This is a genomic window from Bacteroides sp. AF29-11 (assembly GCF_003602895.1).
Lineage (GTDB): Bacteria > Bacteroidota > Bacteroidia > Bacteroidales > Bacteroidaceae > Bacteroides > Bacteroides uniformis.
On record NZ_QTLY01000008.1, the window covers coordinates 94,855 to 114,864 of the forward strand.

Annotated in this window: 15 protein-coding genes and 1 tRNA gene; 8 read left to right on the forward strand and 8 right to left on the reverse strand. The window is 45.7% G+C overall.

The window, feature by feature from the left end; genetic code table 11:
• Positions 1-17 precede the first annotated feature (17 nt).
• Together ruvC and DWZ03_RS14460 are read right to left on the reverse strand one after the other, a co-directional pair.
• Complete coding sequence (ruvC, locus tag DWZ03_RS14455) at positions 18-587, reverse strand: crossover junction endodeoxyribonuclease RuvC (RefSeq protein ID WP_005826381.1); 570 nt, start codon at positions 585-587, stop codon at positions 18-20.
• On the reverse strand, positions 584-889 hold the full coding sequence (locus DWZ03_RS14460) for a DUF4286 family protein (protein WP_005826379.1): 306 nt from the start codon (positions 887-889) through the stop codon (positions 584-586). Before DWZ03_RS14460 ends, ruvC begins: the two co-directional genes overlap by 4 nt.
• A gap of 103 nt (positions 890-992) precedes the next feature.
• Between DWZ03_RS14460 and DWZ03_RS14465 the strand changes: the two genes are divergently transcribed.
• Both DWZ03_RS14465 and DWZ03_RS14470 read left to right on the forward strand, forming a co-directional pair.
• Positions 993-1,066 (forward strand) — tRNA-Ala (locus tag DWZ03_RS14465).
• 94 nt (positions 1,067-1,160) lie between these two features.
• Positions 1,161-2,084: an urea transporter gene (locus DWZ03_RS14470; RefSeq protein WP_117749322.1), complete on the forward strand. Its 924-nt coding sequence runs from the start codon at positions 1,161-1,163 to the stop codon at positions 2,082-2,084.
• On the opposite strand, the gene DWZ03_RS14475 is transcribed toward DWZ03_RS14470, so the two are convergent.
• The 4 genes from DWZ03_RS14475 to DWZ03_RS14490 all read right to left on the reverse strand — a co-directional run bounded on the left by DWZ03_RS14475 (position 2,012) and on the right by DWZ03_RS14490 (position 10,662).
• The gene (locus tag DWZ03_RS14475) at positions 2,012-3,208 is read right to left on the reverse strand and encodes an MFS transporter (protein ID WP_120130310.1); all 1,197 of its coding nucleotides are present in this window, start codon (positions 3,206-3,208) and stop codon (positions 2,012-2,014) included. The two genes, DWZ03_RS14470 and DWZ03_RS14475, sit on opposite strands and share 73 nt — an antisense overlap.
• A gap of 117 nt (positions 3,209-3,325) precedes the next feature.
• Positions 3,326-4,663: a RagB/SusD family nutrient uptake outer membrane protein gene (locus DWZ03_RS14480; protein ID WP_005826376.1), complete on the reverse strand. Its 1,338-nt coding sequence runs from the start codon at positions 4,661-4,663 to the stop codon at positions 3,326-3,328.
• Positions 4,664-4,682: 19 nt separating this feature from the next.
• Positions 4,683-7,976 carry a SusC/RagA family TonB-linked outer membrane protein gene (locus tag DWZ03_RS14485; protein ID WP_005826375.1) on the reverse strand — a complete coding sequence of 1,098 codons (3,294 nt, stop codon included), beginning with the start codon at positions 7,974-7,976 and terminating at the stop codon, positions 4,683-4,685.
• A 43-nt stretch (positions 7,977-8,019) separates the two neighbouring features.
• Positions 8,020-10,662 carry a zinc-dependent metalloprotease gene (locus DWZ03_RS14490; RefSeq protein WP_087332731.1) on the reverse strand — a complete coding sequence of 881 codons (2,643 nt, stop codon included), beginning with the start codon at positions 10,660-10,662 and terminating at the stop codon, positions 8,020-8,022.
• Between the two features lie 356 nt (positions 10,663-11,018).
• On the opposite strand from DWZ03_RS14490, the gene pheS reads away from it, so the two are divergent.
• The 6 genes from pheS to DWZ03_RS14520 all read left to right on the forward strand — a co-directional run bounded on the left by pheS (position 11,019) and on the right by DWZ03_RS14520 (position 18,751).
• A complete protein-coding gene (gene pheS / locus DWZ03_RS14495; RefSeq protein ID WP_016273196.1) occupies positions 11,019-12,053 on the forward strand; it encodes a phenylalanine--tRNA ligase subunit alpha in 1,035 nt (344 codons plus the stop codon).
• A gap of 106 nt (positions 12,054-12,159) precedes the next feature.
• A complete protein-coding gene (locus tag DWZ03_RS14500; protein ID WP_005826370.1) occupies positions 12,160-13,356 on the forward strand; it encodes an MFS transporter in 1,197 nt (398 codons plus the stop codon).
• Entirely contained in the window at positions 13,353-14,027 is a 675-nt protein-coding gene (gene nth / locus DWZ03_RS14505; protein WP_005826369.1) for an endonuclease III, read from the forward strand. Before DWZ03_RS14500 ends, nth begins: the two co-directional genes overlap by 4 nt.
• A gap of 88 nt (positions 14,028-14,115) precedes the next feature.
• Positions 14,116-15,375 carry a phosphoglycerate kinase gene (locus DWZ03_RS14510; protein ID WP_085929901.1) on the forward strand — a complete coding sequence of 420 codons (1,260 nt, stop codon included), beginning with the start codon at positions 14,116-14,118 and terminating at the stop codon, positions 15,373-15,375.
• 76 nt (positions 15,376-15,451) lie between these two features.
• Positions 15,452-16,477, forward strand: coding sequence for a porin (locus DWZ03_RS14515; protein WP_005826362.1), 1,026 nt, complete (start codon positions 15,452-15,454; stop codon positions 16,475-16,477).
• A gap of 81 nt (positions 16,478-16,558) precedes the next feature.
• Entirely contained in the window at positions 16,559-18,751 is a 2,193-nt protein-coding gene (locus tag DWZ03_RS14520) for a tetratricopeptide repeat protein (RefSeq protein ID WP_117749325.1), read from the forward strand.
• Here DWZ03_RS14520 and DWZ03_RS14525 read toward each other — a convergent pair.
• Positions 18,748-19,329 carry a Maf-like protein gene (locus tag DWZ03_RS14525; RefSeq protein ID WP_008663872.1) on the reverse strand — a complete coding sequence of 194 codons (582 nt, stop codon included), beginning with the start codon at positions 19,327-19,329 and terminating at the stop codon, positions 18,748-18,750. The two genes, DWZ03_RS14520 and DWZ03_RS14525, sit on opposite strands and share 4 nt — an antisense overlap.
• A 73-nt stretch (positions 19,330-19,402) precedes the next feature.
• A complete protein-coding gene (locus DWZ03_RS14530; RefSeq protein WP_005826358.1) occupies positions 19,403-19,933 on the reverse strand; it encodes a KdsC family phosphatase in 531 nt (176 codons plus the stop codon).
• Positions 19,934-20,010: the final 77 nt, after the last annotated feature.

Genomic DNA, 20,010 nt, shown 5'->3' on the forward strand with positions numbered 1-20,010 from the left:
TACATTTTCAATTCTTATCACTTCTTCACCTTATCCGGATTTTTGGCAATAAAGTCTTTCCAGCCATGATAGCCTTTCTCCACCGTGGGACGCCCCATCTGCAGAAAGTGACAATAGGCAGCAGCAAGCCCGTCCGTTGCATCCATAAAAGTAGGCATATCCTCTTTAGGAAAATGCAGCATACGCTGCAACATGTCCGCCACCTGTTCCTTGGATGCCTGTCCGTTTCCGGTGATGGCCATCTTTATTTTTAAAGGAGCATATTCCGTAATGGGAATATCCCTGCTCAAAGCAGCTGCCATTGCTACGCCTTGCGCACGCCCCAACTTCAACATGGACTGTACATTCTTTCCGAAGAAAGGGGCCTCAATAGCGAGCTCGTCAGGCAAATAACTCTCTATGATACTCAGTACCCGTTCATGAATATGGCGTAACTTCAGATAGTGGTCTCCAAATTTGCGGAGGTCGATAATTCCCATGGCTATCATTTCCGGCTTGACACCTGCCACACGCAATACTCCATACCCCATAATGGTGGTACCAGGGTCTATACCCAATATTATTTTCTCTTTGACCGGTTGTATCACACTATTACCTCCATCAATGTAGGAAAGCCAATCACTTTATCTTTAAAGATATTCAGTAATTCCTCGTTCAGTTTCACTCCTTGCTCTTGATGCCAACGATGCAGTTTGGCAGAGTTTTCTACCTCAAACTGAACAGAATAGCAGATGCTTCCTTCTTCAATATGACTCAAGATACGGGCTATACGTGGAGCATACAATGTTCCGTTCTTTTCTACCTCGGGAAGATAGTGTTCCTGCATCCATATCAGGAAGTTTTTGTCTTCTCCTTCCTCTACATGATAAGTGGTATTATATATCAGCATAACTTATTTTTTCAAATTCTTTCGCAAACATAGCAATTATTTCAGAATAATGCATTATATTTGCACCATCAAAAACGAAAGCAAGCCTGCAAACGTTGGCAACGGGGCGTTAGCTCATCTGGCTAGAGCGCGACACTGGCAGTGTCGAGGTGATGAGTTCGAGTCTCATACGCTCCACGAAAATTAAAACGGTTAGATTAGTCTAATCGTTTTTTTTGTACGCATTAACGAGCTATAAATTTACATATAGTCCATTTTCATTCGACAACTCATGAAAGAAGCTTTTACACGCAAGTCATTACTTATTTTAGGACGTGGCATAGGGCAAGTCATGTTCCAAAACAATGCATTGTCCGGATTATTGATGTTGATTGGAATCTTTTTGAATTCATGGCAAATGGGCCTATTGGCTGTAAGTGGCAACATAATAAGTACGTTGACAGCCCGTATCTCAGGATATGACTGTGATGATATAAAAAATGGATTATATGGTTTTAACGGTACACTGGTAGGAATAGCCGTAGGGGTCTTTATGCTTCTGACTGTAAGTTCCTTGATGCTGATGGCTATTGCCTCGTGTGCATCTACCTACATTGCACGGTTTTTCAACATGCAACGCGTGTTGCCCGGATTCACTACCCCTTTTATCCTTTCTGTATGGATGCTGCTGGGATTGTGCAGTTGGCTGATGCCTGACATGCTACTCGTCTCTGATACAGAAACACCCGCTTCTTCCTCCATAAATTACTTACAATGTTTCAGTATGGGCATAGGCCAGGTGATGTTTCAAGGAAACATGATGACCGGACTATTTTTCCTTGCAGGCATTCTCGTGAATTCCCGGAATGCAGCAGTATATACCATATTGGGAGCACTTCTCCCCCTCCTCCTAGCCACATTATTGGGAGTGGATTCCGAAGCTTTGAATATGGGTCTGATGGGATATAATGGCGTATTGTGTGCCCTTGCTTTAGGAGGTAAAAGCTGGATGAGCTGTATATGGGCTGCATGTTCCGTTTTACTCTCTGTTGTATTGCAAATTGTGGGAATGAATTGGGGAATTATTACATTGACCGCACCTTTCGTTCTCTCCGTATGGCTGACAATGGGAATAAAAAATCTCTATCTCTTTTTCAAATTAGGCAGAAGGCAAGCCACCAACCCCAACAAAGGCATAAAGGCACATACATTATAAACAGCCTCGATACCATATTTATCAGCCATGCCTCCCAATACAGCCGAAGCAATACCGGCAATTCCAAAAGCAAAACCAAAGAACAACCCGGAAATCAAACCCAGCTTATTGGGTAGCAATTCCTGGGCGTACAGCAATATGGCAGGAAAAGCGGAAGAAAGCATCAGACCGACACAGAAGCTCAGCACTACTGTCCATGCAAGCCCTACGTGAGGCATCATCATACTAAATGGAGCCGTTCCAAGAATGGAAGCCCAGATGACATATTTACGTCCTACCCTGTCACCTACGGGACCTCCCACCAATGTTCCGATGGCAGTAGCTACCAGGAAGACAAACAAGAAGAGCTGTGAATCCTGAACAGTAACACCAAATTTATGGATCAGATAGAATGTATAGTAGCTCGTCAAACTTGCCATATAGATATATTTGGAGAAGATAAGTATCAGCAGAATACTTATGGCAAACACCGTCATTCTTGAAGAAAGGGGACGTTCTATCTTTCCTGCCACAAGCATCGGGCGTTTCTTGATATGATTCAAGTAGGAACGGAACCAACGACATATAGGAATCATCACCACGATGGCAATCAAGGCAAAAACCGTGAAAAAGGCAATGTATCTCCTCCCGTAAGGAGCTACCAGCAAAGCCACCAGTAACGGTCCAAGCGAGCCTCCCAAATTCCCGCCCACCTGAAATAGAGACTGCGCCAGTCCGCGTTTTCCGCCGGAAGCCAGAAAAGCAATACGTGACGCCTCCGGATGGAGTACAGACGAACCGATACCCACAATGAATACCGAAGCCAGCAACCAATACAGATTAGTAGCAAAAGCCAGATTCATGATACCGACCAAAGTAAAGCTCATACCTATCGGCAATGACCAGGCAATGGGGCGCTTATCAAAGAACAATCCCATTAGAGGCTGAAACACGGACGCCGACATCTGATACACTAACGTAATCAGACCAATCTGGGCAAAACTCAAGGATAAATCCTCCTTGAACAAAGGGTATACTGCCGAAATAACCGATTGCAGCATATCGTTCAAACAATGCGAAATACTCAATGCTATAAGAATAGGAAAAGCAATTCTACGGATAGGAGGTCTCTGATTCTGTATCATCTTATACTGTCTATTACAAAAAACGGTGCAAAGGTACGTAAAAAATACATATCCAATCCACATAAAGACAAAACTCCCCGATTCTCGTCAATACAGAATCGGGGAGTTTTATCTTTATCAGTTCAGCAATCCCGGATTGGCTTCTATGGCTTCTTTCGGAATGGCCAATGTATAGCGGGCATCATTCTCTTCGAGTACATAACGCGTACCATCAAGCACTTTCTCCAAACGCGGACGGGTGGAACGACGAAGGTCAAACCAGCGATGTCCTTCAAAAGCAAGTTCACGGGCACGTTCATCTAATATTTCCTGTACCAACGCTTCCTTATCCATGGCATTGACAACAACGGATTTCGCTTCGTAGGCCTCCGGTGCATAACGTTTCCGCATCAGTTCCAGCAGGCGAGTACGTGCTTGAGACAGTTCTCCAAGTCGGGCAGCAGCCTCAGCAGCCGTCAGATATATTTCACCCACACGGAAAGTACACAAGTAGTTATTGCTTCCCGCCTTCTTATTCTTCCGGAAACCTTTTTCATCCGTTTCAGCAAAATATTTGTCCAGCCGAAGGTCGTTCTCAGCATAAAGGGAGAGAAAAACCGGAGTAGCCAGAGCAGCCCCATTGATTGTACTGCTCAGAGGTGTCTCCAGTGGAGTAATATTTTCCACGGAATTATAACTGTTAGGAAGAGTTGCAGCGGCATCATTCAAATCTACCAATACAGACTTCACGGCAAGCACTGCCTCAGCAGCATCCCAAGCCGCCTGCCACTCGCCCTTATAAAGGGATACGCGTGATTGAAACGCCTCTACCGAAGCCGCATTGAAACGATATGAATATCTCTGTTCCCATTCTGCCTTCATGACCAGTTTGCGTGCCTCGTCAATATCTGCTTGGATGGAAGTATAAACTTCTTCCACCGTATTGCGTTTCAGGACTTTCTCTAAATCCGTATCCAATTTCAGCGGTACCGATTTGGTATCCAAAGCTCCCTCCTTAGTATAGGGCTGTCCATAAAGATTTACCAATAAGAAATGTACATAAGCACGGAGCATATACGCTTCTCCTACAAGCTGATTTATCTCTTCCTCAGTGCCTTCCTTAATATCACTTCTGCTCTCAATAACGTGATTGGCAATAAAAAGCACATTGTAATACTTGGCCCATTCAAACGATGAGGTATAGGCATTGGGAGCAAGGTCGTTCCAGCGCTCTATATCCATATAATAATTTTGGTCATATTCATTATCCCGAACCTGCATCTCGTCGGAACGGAAACAAGCCATTCCCCGGTCACTGAATTTACTCACGTCCTTATAAGAACGGGCAAGCAACGCTCTATACTCAGCCAAAGAATTGGGAATGACACTACCGGTAGGCTGTATATCCAGATAGTTGTCGCATGCCGCAAGCAGAAGCATGCAGGCCATTATCATCAGACTTATTGTTTTCTTCATTTTCTTTCTGCTTTTGAAGTTAGAAATTCAAGTTCAAACTGAATGTAACCGACTTGGGTACGGGAGTTGCATAAGGATTGTACATCGACTCCGGATCCATGTAGTTATTATATCCCGAACCAAACACGAAGAGATTACGTCCTTCAATAGATACCGTTGCCGAGTTCATTCCCAAACGCTTTGTCAGGAGCTCAGGGATACGGTAACCCAGACGCAGATTCTGCAAACGTACGTAGTTCAGCTTCTTCACCCAGATATCCAAATCTCTCCAGATGGTTTTAGAATCATACCAGGAGTACTCTTCCGGGTTGGAAGCACTCAGCATAAATGCCGGAAGCTCCGCATTCGGGTTTTCCGGAGTCCAGCGGTTCAGCACATCCGCATTATAGTTCTTGCCATAATCCGGATTGATGATGTCATAAGAGGGTTGCGTACGTACGTACCCGCCAAACGTCAAAGAGAAATTGACATTCAGCTCCCAGTTTTTATAGCTGAAGGTATTAATCAAACCTCCCGTATAAGGAGCATCGCTACTCCCGATATACGAATAAAAGGTTCTCTCTTCGGCTGCAGTTACATCGGAAGAGGCAATACCTATCCCCCACTCGTCCTTCAGGCGGTAAAGCTCCTTCAAGGTCACTTTCTCTCCCTCCGGATTATAGAACATCATATTACCGGTTTCCTTATTCACTCCCGCAGTCTTCAGTGCGAAAATTGCCCCTACAGGATAGCCTTCACGTCCCGGAGTGGTCTGCTGCTCCGGTATGTTTTCCTGCAATACCTTATTACCGTTATAGGCAAAATTGAAATTTGTGTACCAGGAGAAGTTTTTTGTCGTTATGTTACGGGTAGACAAGCTGATTTCCACACCTTTGTTCTCCATACTTGCCCAGTTGACGTTCATTGAAGTAAAGCCCGTCTCCAGAGGAAGCATGCGCAAAGCTATCAAATCGGTACCCTTACGGTAATAATAGTCCACGCTCAGATTGATAGCCTGGTTCAATACAGAAAAATCAAAGCCGGCATTGACAGACTGCGTCTTTTCCCAACGCAACTTCTTGTTGGGAGCGGAATTAATGATAATTACATCTTCCGATACTCCGGGCAAAATACTCTCCGACCGATATGTACCCAACAGGAACGGAGAAGTATTCTTGTCAATATTTCCCTGCAGACCGTAAGATGCACGGAACACCAGGTTATCTACCCACTTGGCCTGCTGCATAAACGGTTCTTGTGACAGACGCCACAAGGCACTGACAGAATAAAGAGGAAGATAGCGGTACTTCTTATCCACACCGAAAAGATCGGAACCGTCAAAACGGATACTTCCTCCCACCGTGTAGCGATTCAATAAAGAGTAGGAGGCCGTAGAGTAGAAAGACACATAAGCATTCTCCTTATACGTCGTCTGATGGAGCGGGAAAGACGTGGCGTAACTTTCGTTGGGGAAAATCACCGGCTTGGTGGTCAACGTCTTGCGGTCGAAGCCATACCCTGCCGAGAACAAGGTTTCGTACCAAGTCTTGCGCAGTTCGGTACCTGCCATCACTTCCAGTTCATGAATATCATTGAAGCTGTCGCGATATTCTCCCATCGCCTTCCAAGTAATCTGTGAATTGGAGTTTTCATAAGACTTCTGCATACCTCCTTCGGGCAGAAAGTGTTTGGTTTCTCCACCTTGGGAGTATTCGCTCAACTTATAGTAATAGCGCATGGCATAGCTTTCCCAGTCCGCTATTTCTTCTCTGGAAGTTTTTTCCAACTGATAGCCAAACTGGGAAGTCAGCTTCCACTTGTCATTGAACCGTAACTCCGCATCAAATATAGATGAAAAAGAATTCACCACGCTTTCATTAGACGTGTTCTGCCGTTCTTCAAAGATGTTGAATCCTAAATCCTTATCAGTGTTGTTCTGAATATCGTAGTCGTAATTATAGTTGCCATTCTTGTCATAAAGTTCAAAATACGGATTAGCCTTGCGTGAATAGAACACGGGATTCGACATACCGTATGCATCTGTCAGATAATTGGTATTTTTGCGACGGTTGGCAAACATGGAGGCACCCACTTTCAGTATACTGTTCACCTTATAGGAAGTCTTTCCTACCAAGTTGAAACGGTCCATACCCACACCGTCCACATTTCCATCCTCTTTATAATAGCCGAAAGAGGTATAATACGTAACCCTTTCCGTACCGCCGGAAAGGCTCAAGTTATATTCCTGGCTGAAAGCATCGCGGAAAAGGATATCTCCCCAGTTTGTATTAACACTCTTCAAACGGTTGATGGCAGCTTGTGTATCACTGCTCAAGGCATCCCATCCTCCATTCTGAAAAGCAGACAACTCATTGTAATTGGAAAGAATATTATATACGCCTCCTTTATGATTGTCCGGAGAATAGTTATTACGGATCATATCCATTTCCAATCCTACTTTCTCCGCTGAGTTCAGCAAGTTCAACCGGTCAAGGCTCAATGTAGGAGTATAGGTAAACCGGGACGAGAAATTGATAACCGGTTTACCGACCTTACCCTTCTTTGTTGTAATCACAATGACGCCATTGGCTGCCCTCGCACCATAGATGGCAGTGGCTGCCGCATCCTTCAGGATGGTGATATTCTCAATATCTGCCGGATTCAGGCCTGCAATGGAAGATTGCTTCATGTTGGTGATGTCATTCAGCTCATCCGGTTCGGGAACATCCGTTCCCTCCAAAGGAATGCCGTCCAGCACCCACAAAGGGTCTTGTGTACCATTCAATGAAGCAGTACCGCGAATGCGTATCTTTGCCGGAGCACCCGGAGCACCGGAAGTCGGGCTGACAGAAAGTCCGGCAATTTGTCCGGCAAGTGCCTGGTCGATACTTTTTACTGCACCGATGGTCTCGTCCGATATATCCAGTTTGGATACCGCTGCCGTCAGCTTGCGGCGCTCCACTGTCTGGTAACCCGTCACAACAACGGCATCGAGCATTTGGGAAGATGCATGAAGTGTTATTTCATAATGTTCCTTTCCCGGAACAAGCTTCACTTCCAATACGTCATATCCCACGTAGCTACAAAAGAAACGGGTTATCCCCGCAGGTATAGCGATAGAGAACTGACCATCCACATCAGTGATGACCCCCATTGTAGTCTGAGCACTCCCCGCCTTTTTCAAGTCTTCCGCAGTCACATAAACGGAAGCACCGATAAGCGGTAGGTTATCCTCTGAAGATATTACTACGCCCTGGACTTTTTTCTCTGCAGCAAAAGCAGATGACAAAGCTCCTACAAAGCATAGCAAAACGATTAATACACGTTTTTTCATGCGTTACATATAAAATTAATTAATACTCTATTGAAAAGAAAAATCACTTTACTCCTAATGCAGTATTGATACGCAAAATCAAATCCTTATAATGATATTTAGTGGCTATATCCGATGCACCCAGACGATTTTGGAGCAATTCTTTGATGCGAAGCAACTCACCACGCTTCACGGAGATGACATCAGATACGCGGTTTATCTGCGAACCGTAGAAGTTCAGTTCGCGGTGTGCACCCATACGGTCGGCATCCAAAGTCTTACCGGCATGCTCGTCACAGCTGCAAAGGGCAGTCTGATGGTCCAGCAAGAAGTGGTTGTCCATCAGTTTTTTGTTTATTTTCACTCCTTCGCTTTCGGCAGCTGCTGTAATCAGTGCATCTACGAAGTTCTTCTGCAAGGCACGTGTCATGACGTCCGGCAAGGCACCGCGTTCCGTAGTGGCAAAGATGTTGCGATGCAGGCCATCCATCAGCTCTACCACCGTGAAAGCCTTTTTGCCGTTCACCGATTCGTTCTCCAACATACGCATCAGGCGGTTGTTGCCCAGCAAATCCCAAAGGATATAGGATTGGGCATTCTTCAACACTTGTGTCGGTGCATTCTCCACTACGCCCAGTGGAGTGTTGCGCAGCAAGTAAGTGTACTCTCCAACTTCCGTGTCGAACAGCCATTTGGGATAGGTCAGCACTTCGTCCAGCAGAAACTTCAGGGCGGCTTGCTGCTTTTCTTTTTCTACGAAAGTATAGGTTTTCTGTCCGTCGCCCACAACGGTGTTTTCTATATAGATACCACCGATGTTTGCCAATACATGATAGAGGTAATTGTTCCATTGGTTGATAACCGCATAGTATAGGCGGGAAGCTTCTTCATAAGTCTGTCCTTTCTCGCCAGTAGTAGTCCATTGGATGATTTGAGGAACAATACGCTTCAAGTTCTCAATACCCAGCAGAGATGAGCGGACAGCATCATCGCCCAAATCTTCATTCTGCGCACGCGGGTCTACGGCATCACGTACATCCTGCGCCTCACTATATTTATATAAACGGTCTGTATGACGGCTCAGGAAGTCGGCAAGCAAGTCCTTCTCTGCCTCTGGGGTTTCTTTACCATACCAACGATAGCCGTATTCTATGGCAAACATATCATACGGACCGATATGGGGAGAAAGCGCCGTAACACCGTCACCCGGCTGTGCCACATAGTTGAAACGTGCATAGTCCATGATAGAGGAGGAAGTGGTATTCATACGATCCGTAAATGTTTTGGAACGCAGGGAATCTGTCGGAAAAGTCCAGGAAGCAATCATATTGTGGCGCAAGCCCAACGAGTGCCCCACCTCGTGGCATGCCACAAAGCGCATGGCATCGCCCATCAGCTCATCCGGCAGCCTTACTCCTCTTGCTTCGGGACGTACGACACCGGTTTGCACTGTAATCCATTCCTGGAGCATGCCCAGCACATTATGCCACCACATGATGTCCGCTTCCAATATCTCGCCCGAACGGGGGTCGAGGATAGAGGGGCCCATGGCATTGGCTTTGGTGGAGGCGGCGTAGGTCAGCACGGAGTAGTTCACGTCATCCTTATCCACATTCATGCTGTCCGTCAGTTCCTTGGCTATGATAGCATTCTTGAATCCGGCACGTTCAAAAGCAGCCTGCCAATCCTCGATTCCCTGCTTGATATATTTCCGCCAACGACGGGGAGTGGAGTTCTCGATGTAGAACACAATCGGCTTGGCCGGTTCCACCAATTCACCGCGAAGGTAACGCTCCCGGTCTTCCGGTTTCGGTTCCAGACGCCAGCGGGTGATGAAGGGTTTCTTGTCTACACGCTGCTGACCGTCACTGTAATTCAACAACGGATTGGTAAAGTAACCTACGCGCGGACTATCCAGACGTCCCATCATAGGTTTCTCCGGCAACAGCAACAGAGAGGAACTGACTTCGACCGTAACAAACACAGTCGTTGTTCCCTCGGTCACCTTAGTTGTCAACTCGGAAGTGGCTACCACATTGTTCTCAAAAGCTTTGATAGATAAAATGCGGGAGAGATTCTTGATGGCCGAAGTTCCCAGGTTGATATTCGTAAAGACATTATTGATACTCGTCTCTGTACCATCATAAATATCGTTGACCTTGACCACTATCATGGTAGAGTCATTATTGAATGCCTCAATCTTGAAACCGGCTATCAGCGGAGAAATATAATTATCCAGTACGGACTGCCGTATGGCATCCTCATCCGGCGCCAACGGAAGAGGACGGCTCTGACGTACCAACAGCTTGTTGGCAGCCTTGTCCAATTCAAAACGCACCATCTGATTTTCGTAATTCGTACCACGGTTCACACCTGCCTCATTCAGTTCGGAAGGAACACGCTGTAATTTATTTACTACCAGCATATCACGTCCCAGCAGCCTTGCCGGCACTTCAAAGTAATAATCGCTCTTCTTCTGGTAAACATTGAACATTCCCTTGCGGGCAATAGCACCGGAACCTGTCAATTTCTCGTAGTCGCTCTTGGATTGAACGCTGTCCTTGGTTTCACTCTTCTTTTTCTTACGGAACCATCCCATAGCTTCGGGAGAAGCAAAATCAGATGTACCGGCATGCAACAATACGGCAGGCTCACACATGAGTACTCCCGCAACTGCCACGACTGGCAGGATTGTCTTCAATTTCATCAATTCAAACTCTAACTTTAATGCAACAATTACTCCGTTAACTCTCTCTCTTTGACGTATGTTAATAAATACCAACCGCCAGTTTGTTCTACCTCCATAGAACGGTAAACGGGGCGCAAAGATACGAAAAGTATATTTTAAAAGTCACTAAACAACGCTCATTTATGTTTTTTCCATAAACAATATGAAGACTTTTACATATATATCATTTTTTCTCCCATCCTCTATCATTTCTTCTTCACATGAAATTTTGTACCACTGACACCAAATAATCTTCCCCAATTGGCGGCAAAACAATGATAATATTGTATCTTTGCACCGTTTTTAACTTAGAAAATAAATAAGATAACAACGATATGATAGCTAAAATCAATCAGCTTCTGCAGGAAGTAGAGGCGCTGAAAGCCGCTAACGCCGAGGAATTAGAGGCACTCCGCATCAAATACCTCAGTAAAAAAGGAGCCATCAATGACTTAATGGCAGATTTCCGCAATGTAGCCGCCGAACAGAAAAAAGAGGTGGGAATGCGCTTGAACGAACTGAAAAACAAAGCACAAGAAAAGATTGCCGCCTTGAAGGAACAATTCGAAAGCCAGGATACCGGCTGTGACGATATTGACTTGACCCGTTCAGCCTACCCGGTAGAATTAGGAACCCGCCATCCGCTTTCCATCGTGAGAAACGAAATCATCGATATATTTGCCCGTATGGGATTCAACATCGCCGACGGACCGGAAATGGAAGACGACTGGCACGTATTCTCCTCCATGAATTTTGCCGAAGACCATCCGGCACGCGACATGCAGGATACATTCTTCATCGAAAATGATACAGAAAACGTATCGCACAGCATCATTCTTCGCACACACACATCCAGCGTGCAAAGCCGTGTTATGGAGACCACGCAGCCTCCTATCCGCGTACTTTGTCCGGGACGTGTATACCGTAATGAGGCCATCAGCTACCGCGCACACGCATTCTTCCATCAGGTAGAAGCCTTGTACGTAGACCGCAATGTATCTTTCACCGACCTGAAGCAGGCTTTATTGCTCTTTGCGCAAGAGATGTTCGGCAGTGACACCAAGATTCGTCTGCGTCCTTCCTACTTCCCCTTCACCGAGCCAAGTGCCGAAATGGACATCAGCTGCAACATCTGCGGCGGCAAGGGCTGCCCCTTCTGCAAGCACACGGGTTGGGTAGAAATTTTGGGATGCGGTATGGTAGATCCGAATGTATTGGAGCTGAACGGAATAGACAGCAAAGTGTATAGCGGATATGCCCTGGGTATGGGTATCGAACGCATCACCAACTTAAAATACCAAGTGAAAGACCTTCGTATGTTCTCTGAAAATGACACACGCTTCTTGAAAGAATTCGAGAGCGCTTACTAAATATAGTGAATAACGGTTAGTGATTAGTGATTAATAAGTTGCGCATTTTCAGCATATCATTAATCACCCATCACTAACCACTCATCGCTAACCACTATTTTTCGCTATGGCAAAAGACAAACTTGTAACCTCCGGCTATTGCCTTATCCTGGCTGCCAATTTCCTTTTGTATTTTGCCTTTTATCTGATACTACCGGTTCTTCCATTCTACCTAACTGAGGTATTCCATACCGGAAATGCAGCAGTAGGTGTCATCTTGTCATGCTACACCATTGCCTCGCTCTGCATACGCCCATTTTCGGGATACCTGCTCGACACACTGGCCCGCAAGCCTCTTTATCTGGTGGCATATTTCATCTTTATCACCATTTTCGCAGGTTACATGTTAGCGGGAGTCCTATCTTTATTCATCATGTTGCGGGTTGTCCACGGCCTTGCATTTGGAATGGTGACCGTAGCGGGAAATACAATTGTGATTGACATTACCCCTTCGTCCCGTCGCGGTGAAGCCGTAGGATATTATGGACTGATGAACAATACAGCCATGAGCTTCGGCCCGATGATTGGTCTTTTCATGCATGACATATATTCCTTTGAAACGATTTTTGCCTGCTCGCTCATATCAGGAACTATCGGTTTTGTTGCCGCATGCCTCGTCAAGACCCCACCCAAACAACCAGTCAAACGAGAACCTATCTCATTGGACCGCTTTGTGCTGCTGAAAGGTATCCCGGCAGGAATCGCACTGCTATTGCTCTCCATACCATATGGCATGACAAGCACTTATGTAGCCATGTATGCCAAAGAAATAGGAATTACCTTGAATTCCGGATTGTTTTTTACTTTTATGGCCGTCGGCATGGCAGTGTCCCGTATGTTCTCCGGCAAACAAGTGGATAAAGGACGTATCACCCAAGTCATAACTTTAGGACTATATCTGGTATGTAGCTGTTTCTTCATATTGTCCGCTTGCGGACTACTGATGAAGACCGTCCCGGAACTGACAAACATATTGTTTTTTATGGTTGCCCTCCTATTGGGAGTAGGCTTCGGGACGATGTTCCCCGCCTTCAATACGCTGTTCGTAAACCTGGCCCCCAACAACCAGCGCGGAACAGCCACCTCTACCTACCTGACTTCATGGGATGTAGGCATTGGTATAGGTCTGACAGCAGGAGGTTATATCGCACAGATTACCTCATTCGATATGGCATATTTTTTCGGAGCCTGCCTCACGGTTATCTCCATCTTCTATTTCAATCTGAAAGTATCTCCTCACTATCATAAAAACAAATTAAGATGAGAAAGAAAGAGCGTTATGAAAAAATCCTTGCTTGGTTTAGGGAGAACGTTCCCGTAGCCGAAACAGAGTTGCATTATGACAATCCGTTCGAGCTGTTGATAGCAGTTATTCTCTCTGCACAATGTACGGACAAACGCGTCAATATGATTACCCCCGCCCTTTACCGGGACTTCCCTACTCCCGAAGCACTCGCCGCTACTACTCCCGACGTGGTATACGAGTATATCCGCAGCGTCTCCTATCCCAACAACAAAGCTAAACATCTTGTAGGCATGGCACAGATGTTGGTGAAAGAATTCAACAGTGAGGTACCCGATACCCTTGAAGAACTGGTAAAACTGCCCGGCGTAGGCCGCAAAACAGCCAATGTCATCCAATCCGTTGTTTTCAATAAAGCGGCTATGGCAGTAGACACACACGTGTTCCGCGTCAGCCATCGCCTGGGTCTCGTATCAGATAAATGTACAACTCCGTTCAGTGTCGAAAAAGAATTGGTAAAACATATACCGGAAACAGACATCCCCATAGCTCACCACTGGCTTATCCTGCACGGTCGCTATGTATGCCAGGCACGTACTCCACAATGTGATACCTGCGGTTTGCAATTAATGTGCAAATATTACTGCCAGAAATATAAAGTTAGCAAAGAGAGCGGCAAAGACAAAGAATAAACAACGGTTTCATAGCAAAAAAAAGAAATAAATGCTAACTTTGCGCTCACTAAAAAGAAATTAGTAACACTTTTAAATAAAATAGAGTATTATGACAATTGATCAATTTAACTTTGCCGGAAAAAAGGCATTCGTTCGTGTGGACTTCAACGTACCCTTGGACGAAAACTTCAACATTACAGATGATACCCGTATGCGTGCCGCTCTTCCTACATTGAAGAAGATTTTGGCCGATGGCGGTAGTGTAATTATCGGTTCTCACCTCGGTCGTCCGAAAGGCCCGGCTGACAAGTTCTCCTTGAAGCACATTCTGAAGCATCTCGAAGAGTTGTTGGGTGTTGAGGTGCAATTTGCTAACGACTGTATGGGCGAAGAAGCTGCCGTAAAGGCTGCTGCTCTGCAACCGGGTGAAGTGTTGTTGCTCGAGAACCTCCGTTTCTACGCTGAAGAGGAAGGCAAACCCCGCGGTTTGGCTGAAGATGCTACAGACGAAGAAAAGAAGGCTGCCAAAGCTGCTGTTAAGGAAAGCCAGAAAGAATTCACCAAGAAATTGGCTTCTTATGCAGATTGCTATGTAAACGACGCTTTCGGTACCGCTCACCGTGCACACGCTTCTACTGCATTGATCGCTAAATATTTCGACAAGGACAACAAGATGTTCGGTTACCTGATGGAAAAAGAAGTAAAGGCTGTTGATAAAGTTTTGAACGATATCCAACGTCCGTTTACTGCCATCATGGGTGGTTCCAAAGTTTCTTCCAAGATTGAAATCATTGAAAACCTGCTGAACAAGGTAGACAACCTGATTATTGCCGGCGGTATGACTTATACTTTCACCAAAGCCATGGGCGGCAAAATCGGTATTTCTATCTGCGAAGATGACAAACTGGATTTGGCTCTTGACCTGGTGAAGAAAGCAAAAGAAAAAGGCGTAAACCTTGTTTTGGCTGTTGATGCCAAGATTGCCGATTCTTTCTCCAACGATGCCAACACCAAGTTCTGCCCGGTTGACGAAATTCCTGATGGCTGGGAAGGTCTTGATATCGGTCCTGAGACTGAAAAGATCTTTGCAGATGTCATCAAGAACTCCAAGACTATCCTTTGGAACGGTCCGACGGGTGTATTCGAATTTGAGAACTTCACTCACGGTTCACGCGCTGTAGGCGAAGCTATCGTAGAAGCTACCAAGAACGGTGCTTTCTCACTCGTAGGTGGCGGTGACTCTGTAGCTTGTGTCAACAAGTTCGGCTTGGCAAGCGGCGTGTCTTACGTATCTACCGGTGGCGGTGCATTGCTTGAAGCAATCGAAGGAAAAATCCTTCCGGGTATCGCTGCTATCAACGAATAAAAACAAGCAAAATAACACCCAAAGGCAGCTCTTTGAAAAAAGGGTTGCCTTTTTTACTACTATCCTTATCCCTATAATGAGACGAATTCTACTATCCTGCATCCTTTTATCAGCCACATGCATCCTGAAAGCACAAGATGCTTGTCTGAATGATGTAGTCAACACTTTAAAAGACCGCATTTCACTCTCCGGCTATGCCCAAGTGGGATATACATACGATGATGCGGGCGAAGGTACCAGCAATACTTTCGATATAAAGAGAGTTATCTTTATGGCGCGCGGTAAAATCACCGATAAATGGTCGGCTTACTTCATGTACAGCTTTGCCAATACCGGAAAAATTCTGGAAGCCTACACGGAATACCGCTTTCTCCCTCAACTCACAGCACGTATCGGACAGTTCAAAACCATGTATACCATTGAGAACCCGATGTCTCCCTGCTTTGTCGAATTAATAAACTGTTATTCTCAAGCCGTCAATTACCTGGCCGGTATCAATGGCAGTGATCCGTTGTATGGCTCTGCAAGCGGTCGTGATATGGGATTGTTAATTTATGGAGACTTGTTCGACTCTTTGATGACTTATAACCTTGCCATCATGAACGGACAAGGCATCAACCTAAAAGATAAAAACAATCAGAAAGATATTGTAGGCAGCCTTATGGTACATCCATTGAAATGGTTGTCCGTCGGCGGTTCCTTTGTTAAAGGGAAAGGATGCGCCGTAGCCGTTTCTTCCATTAATCCAGACATAGCCATAGGAGAGAATTACACCCGAAACCGCTGGTCGGCAGGTGCCACCATCAAAACAAAATCCGTAGATGTACGTACAGAATACTTGGCCGGAAAAGACGGACACGTTAAAAGTGACGGTTACTATGCAACCGTATCTGCCCATGTGCTTCCCAAATTTGACGTAATAGCCTCTTATGACTATTTCAACAAAAATAAAACTATTTCCGATAAACAGACCAATTATGTAGCAGGTGTACAGTATTGGTTCTATCCCAAATGCCGTCTGCAAGCCCAGTATACATACTGTAACCGCCATAAAGGAGAAAACTCAAACCTGCTTCAAGCACAGTTGCAAGTTCGTTTCTGAGCTGGGGAAATGGAAATTTATGAACTTTTTGGCATCCTTTTTGTAGTTTTATAAGATACATACCCAAAAAGAGACTGATTTATGAACGAACAAGCCATACAAGAACAATATCAGCATATCGTTACTCTACTCAAGCAGCAACGGCTGAAGGAAGCACAATCCCAACTGGAAGCCTTTCTTTGGAACAGCGGTGACTGGACACTCCGCAACCGCTTGGAACAAGCTCAGACATCCTATCAGTACATGCTGCAATACATGCGCCAGGGAATCGACGATCCTGAACGACAGAAACTATATCGCCAGATTCTGACCGAAACTTGGGAAGTCGCTGACCAGGCACGTCTGTCTCTCCTTGACGGAGTTTCCACGCACTATTACCATTCCCTGCGCAATAACCGGGAACGCCTCCCCAAAGAATACAATATTGCCGCACTGCAGAAGGTATTGGAATCTTTCCCTGATGACCTGGCCGTTTGTCAGCTGATGCCGGATAACCAAGGCATGGACGCCGTACTGCAACGGCACGAACAAACCGCCCAGGTTCTTTTCCTTTCCACATGGAGTAACAGTGACTGGTCTGCAGAAGACGAACAGCAAGCCAAAGGATTACTGGAATCAGAAATGCTTCCCGTCAATGATTTGTGCCTGTTCACCAGTGCCGTCATGCTCAGTCTGATGGAATGCTTCGATACCCGCAAATTCTCATGGTTGCTAGACGCCGTAACGCATGCAAATACGCAAGTAAACCAACGGGCTTTGGTAGGTATCGCTTTCGCACTTCTTTTTCATCCCACCCGTCTGTCGCTTTATCCCGAATTGACAGCCCGCCTTTCCCTGCTCAACGAAGACGGCAGTTTCGGCAAGCAACTGAACCGTATTTACATCGAGCTGCTCCGTAGCCAGGAAACGGAAAAGATAGACAAGAAGATGCGTGAAGAAATCATTCCGGAGATGATGAGGAATGTGAACATCATGCGCAACATGAAGTTCGGTTTTGAAGAGAACCCTGAGGAAAACGATCTTAATCCGGATTGGGAGAAAGCTTTTGAAAGTTCCGGACTGGGAGACAAGATACGGGAGATGAACGAATTACAGCTGGAAGGCGCTGACGTCTATATGAGTACGTTTGCACAACTCAAGACTTATCCGTTCTTTAAGGAACCGTACAACTGGTTCTATCCGTTCGACATGCATCACTCCAGCATCATCAAGGAATTCGGATTCAAGCCTACCGGAGACAATGCCATCCTCTCCCTTATCCTCCAATCCGGTTTCTTCTGCAATAGTGACAAGTATTCCCTTTGCTTTACAATGGCACATATACCACAGTCACAGCGTACGATGATGCTCAGCCAGATGACTTCCCAGGATTTGGATGCACTCATGGACGAAAGCAAATCTTCCGCTTTACGGCAGTATGCCGAACGACCGGATGTCATCAGCAACCAGTATGTCCACGACTTATACCGTTTCTTCAAGTTAAGCCAGCGCAGACACGAGTTCCGTGACATCTTCAAGGAAGAGATTGCCCTGCACCGTATCCCGGCACTCAAAGATATTCTGTGCAAACCCGAGCTGCTGATTACCATCGCCGATTTCCACTTCCGCAAAGAACACCCGGCAGAAGCATTGGAGCTTTATAAGGAATTGATAGCCTTGAACCATGCAAATGCAGACATTTTCCAAAAGGCTGGCTATTGCCTGCAAAAGGGAAAGAGGTATAAGGAAGCGATAGACGCCTACCTGAAAGCCGATGTACTAAAGCCCGACCATGTCTGGACAATCCGCCATCTCGCTACGTGCTACAGGCAGATAAGGGACTTTGCCTCTGCACTGGAATACTACAAGAAAGTGGAGGCAATCCAGCCGGAAAACCATAATATCCTTTTCTACGCCGGAAGCTGCCTTGCCGAACTGGAAAGATATGAAGAGGCTCTGCAATATTTCTTCAAGCTTGATTTCATCGAAAGCAATTGTATCAAAGCATGGCGTGCTATAGGCTGGTGTTCGTTTGTCAACGGCAAGTATGAGCAAGCAATGAAGTATTACGAAAAGATACTCGCCTCCAAACCACTCGCAGCAGACTATCTCAATGCCGGACATGTTGCTTGGAGAACGGGCAAAATAGAAAAAGCTGCAGAACTTTACAGTAAAGCAGCTTTGGAATATGGCGGGCAGGAGATTTTTAGAGAAATGTTCGGTAAAGACAAAGAAACACTTGTCAGACAAGGAATCAGTGAAAAAGATATCCCTCTAATGATGGATCTGGTTTAGACCTCCAACAACTCCCTGTACAGCCTCTGTACGGGGAGCCCCATTATATTATAGTAACTCCCGGATATGTTTTCCACCCCGATGAATCCAATCCACTCTTGTACACCATAAGCTCCGGCTTTATCCATGGGGTGGTATTTGTCCACATAATAGGCAATTTCCTCTTCGTTCAGTTTGGCAAAACGCACTTCTGTTGCCGCCGCAAAACTGCGTTGCCACTCAGTGGTAGTGATGCATACACCGGTAAACACTTCATGGGTACGTCCGGACATGTCGCGCAACATCTGCATAGCTTCTTCCCTATTCTTGGGTTTTCCGAGAACTTGTCCATCCAGCCAGACAATGGTATCTGCTGTAATCATCAATTCGTCCGGATGCATCATATCACGGTAGGCATCTGCCTTTTCCCTGGATATGTAGAGAGGAATATCCGCTCCCCGCAACGTTTCGGGATAAGACTCGTCCACATCGGGCAAAGTTCTTACTTCATATTCCACTCCCAAACCAGCCAGCAATTCTTTCCTTCGCGGAGAGTTAGAGGCAAGAATCACCTTATATTTCTTCAGATTATCCAACATCAGCCTACTATATTACAAAAGCGAGCCGCCTCACTTTAATTATTAATTTTTAATTATTAATTTGCCTGCCATCCTACCAACCAAAAGCTTTTTCATCTGCCATCCAAAGCCCTTGCACTTTCAATACCTGTTCCACAATGTCGCGACCACAGCCATAACCGCCTTCTGCATACGAAATATAGCGAGCCACAGCCTTTACCTCAGGCACAGCATCCTTAGGACAACATGGCAAACCACACTCACGCATCACCTCCAAGTCGGGAATATCATCACCTACATACAATATTTCCTCGTCCTTCAAGCCATGACGGTCACGGAAGTCATGGTAATCATGGATTTTAACAGAAGAACCCATATAGATATTTCCATCCTCAAAACCTAAAGAAGTAAAACGCTTGCGGACTGCTTCTGTACGTCCACCCGTAATTATACCCAGCAACACACCTTGCTTAGCGGCCAGATGCAGGGAATAACCATCCTTTATGTTGACCGTACGCAGAGGTTCACCCTCCGAACTCATAGGGATAACATTGGCACTCAGCACACCGTCCACATCAAAAACAAGGGCTTTTATCTTTTTCAAATCATAGTTTATGGTACTCATTGCACTTTTTTCTTGTTCATTATAATATACCTATATGCAGCAAAACATTAGTTCAAAAGAGGCAAGCATCGGCATCC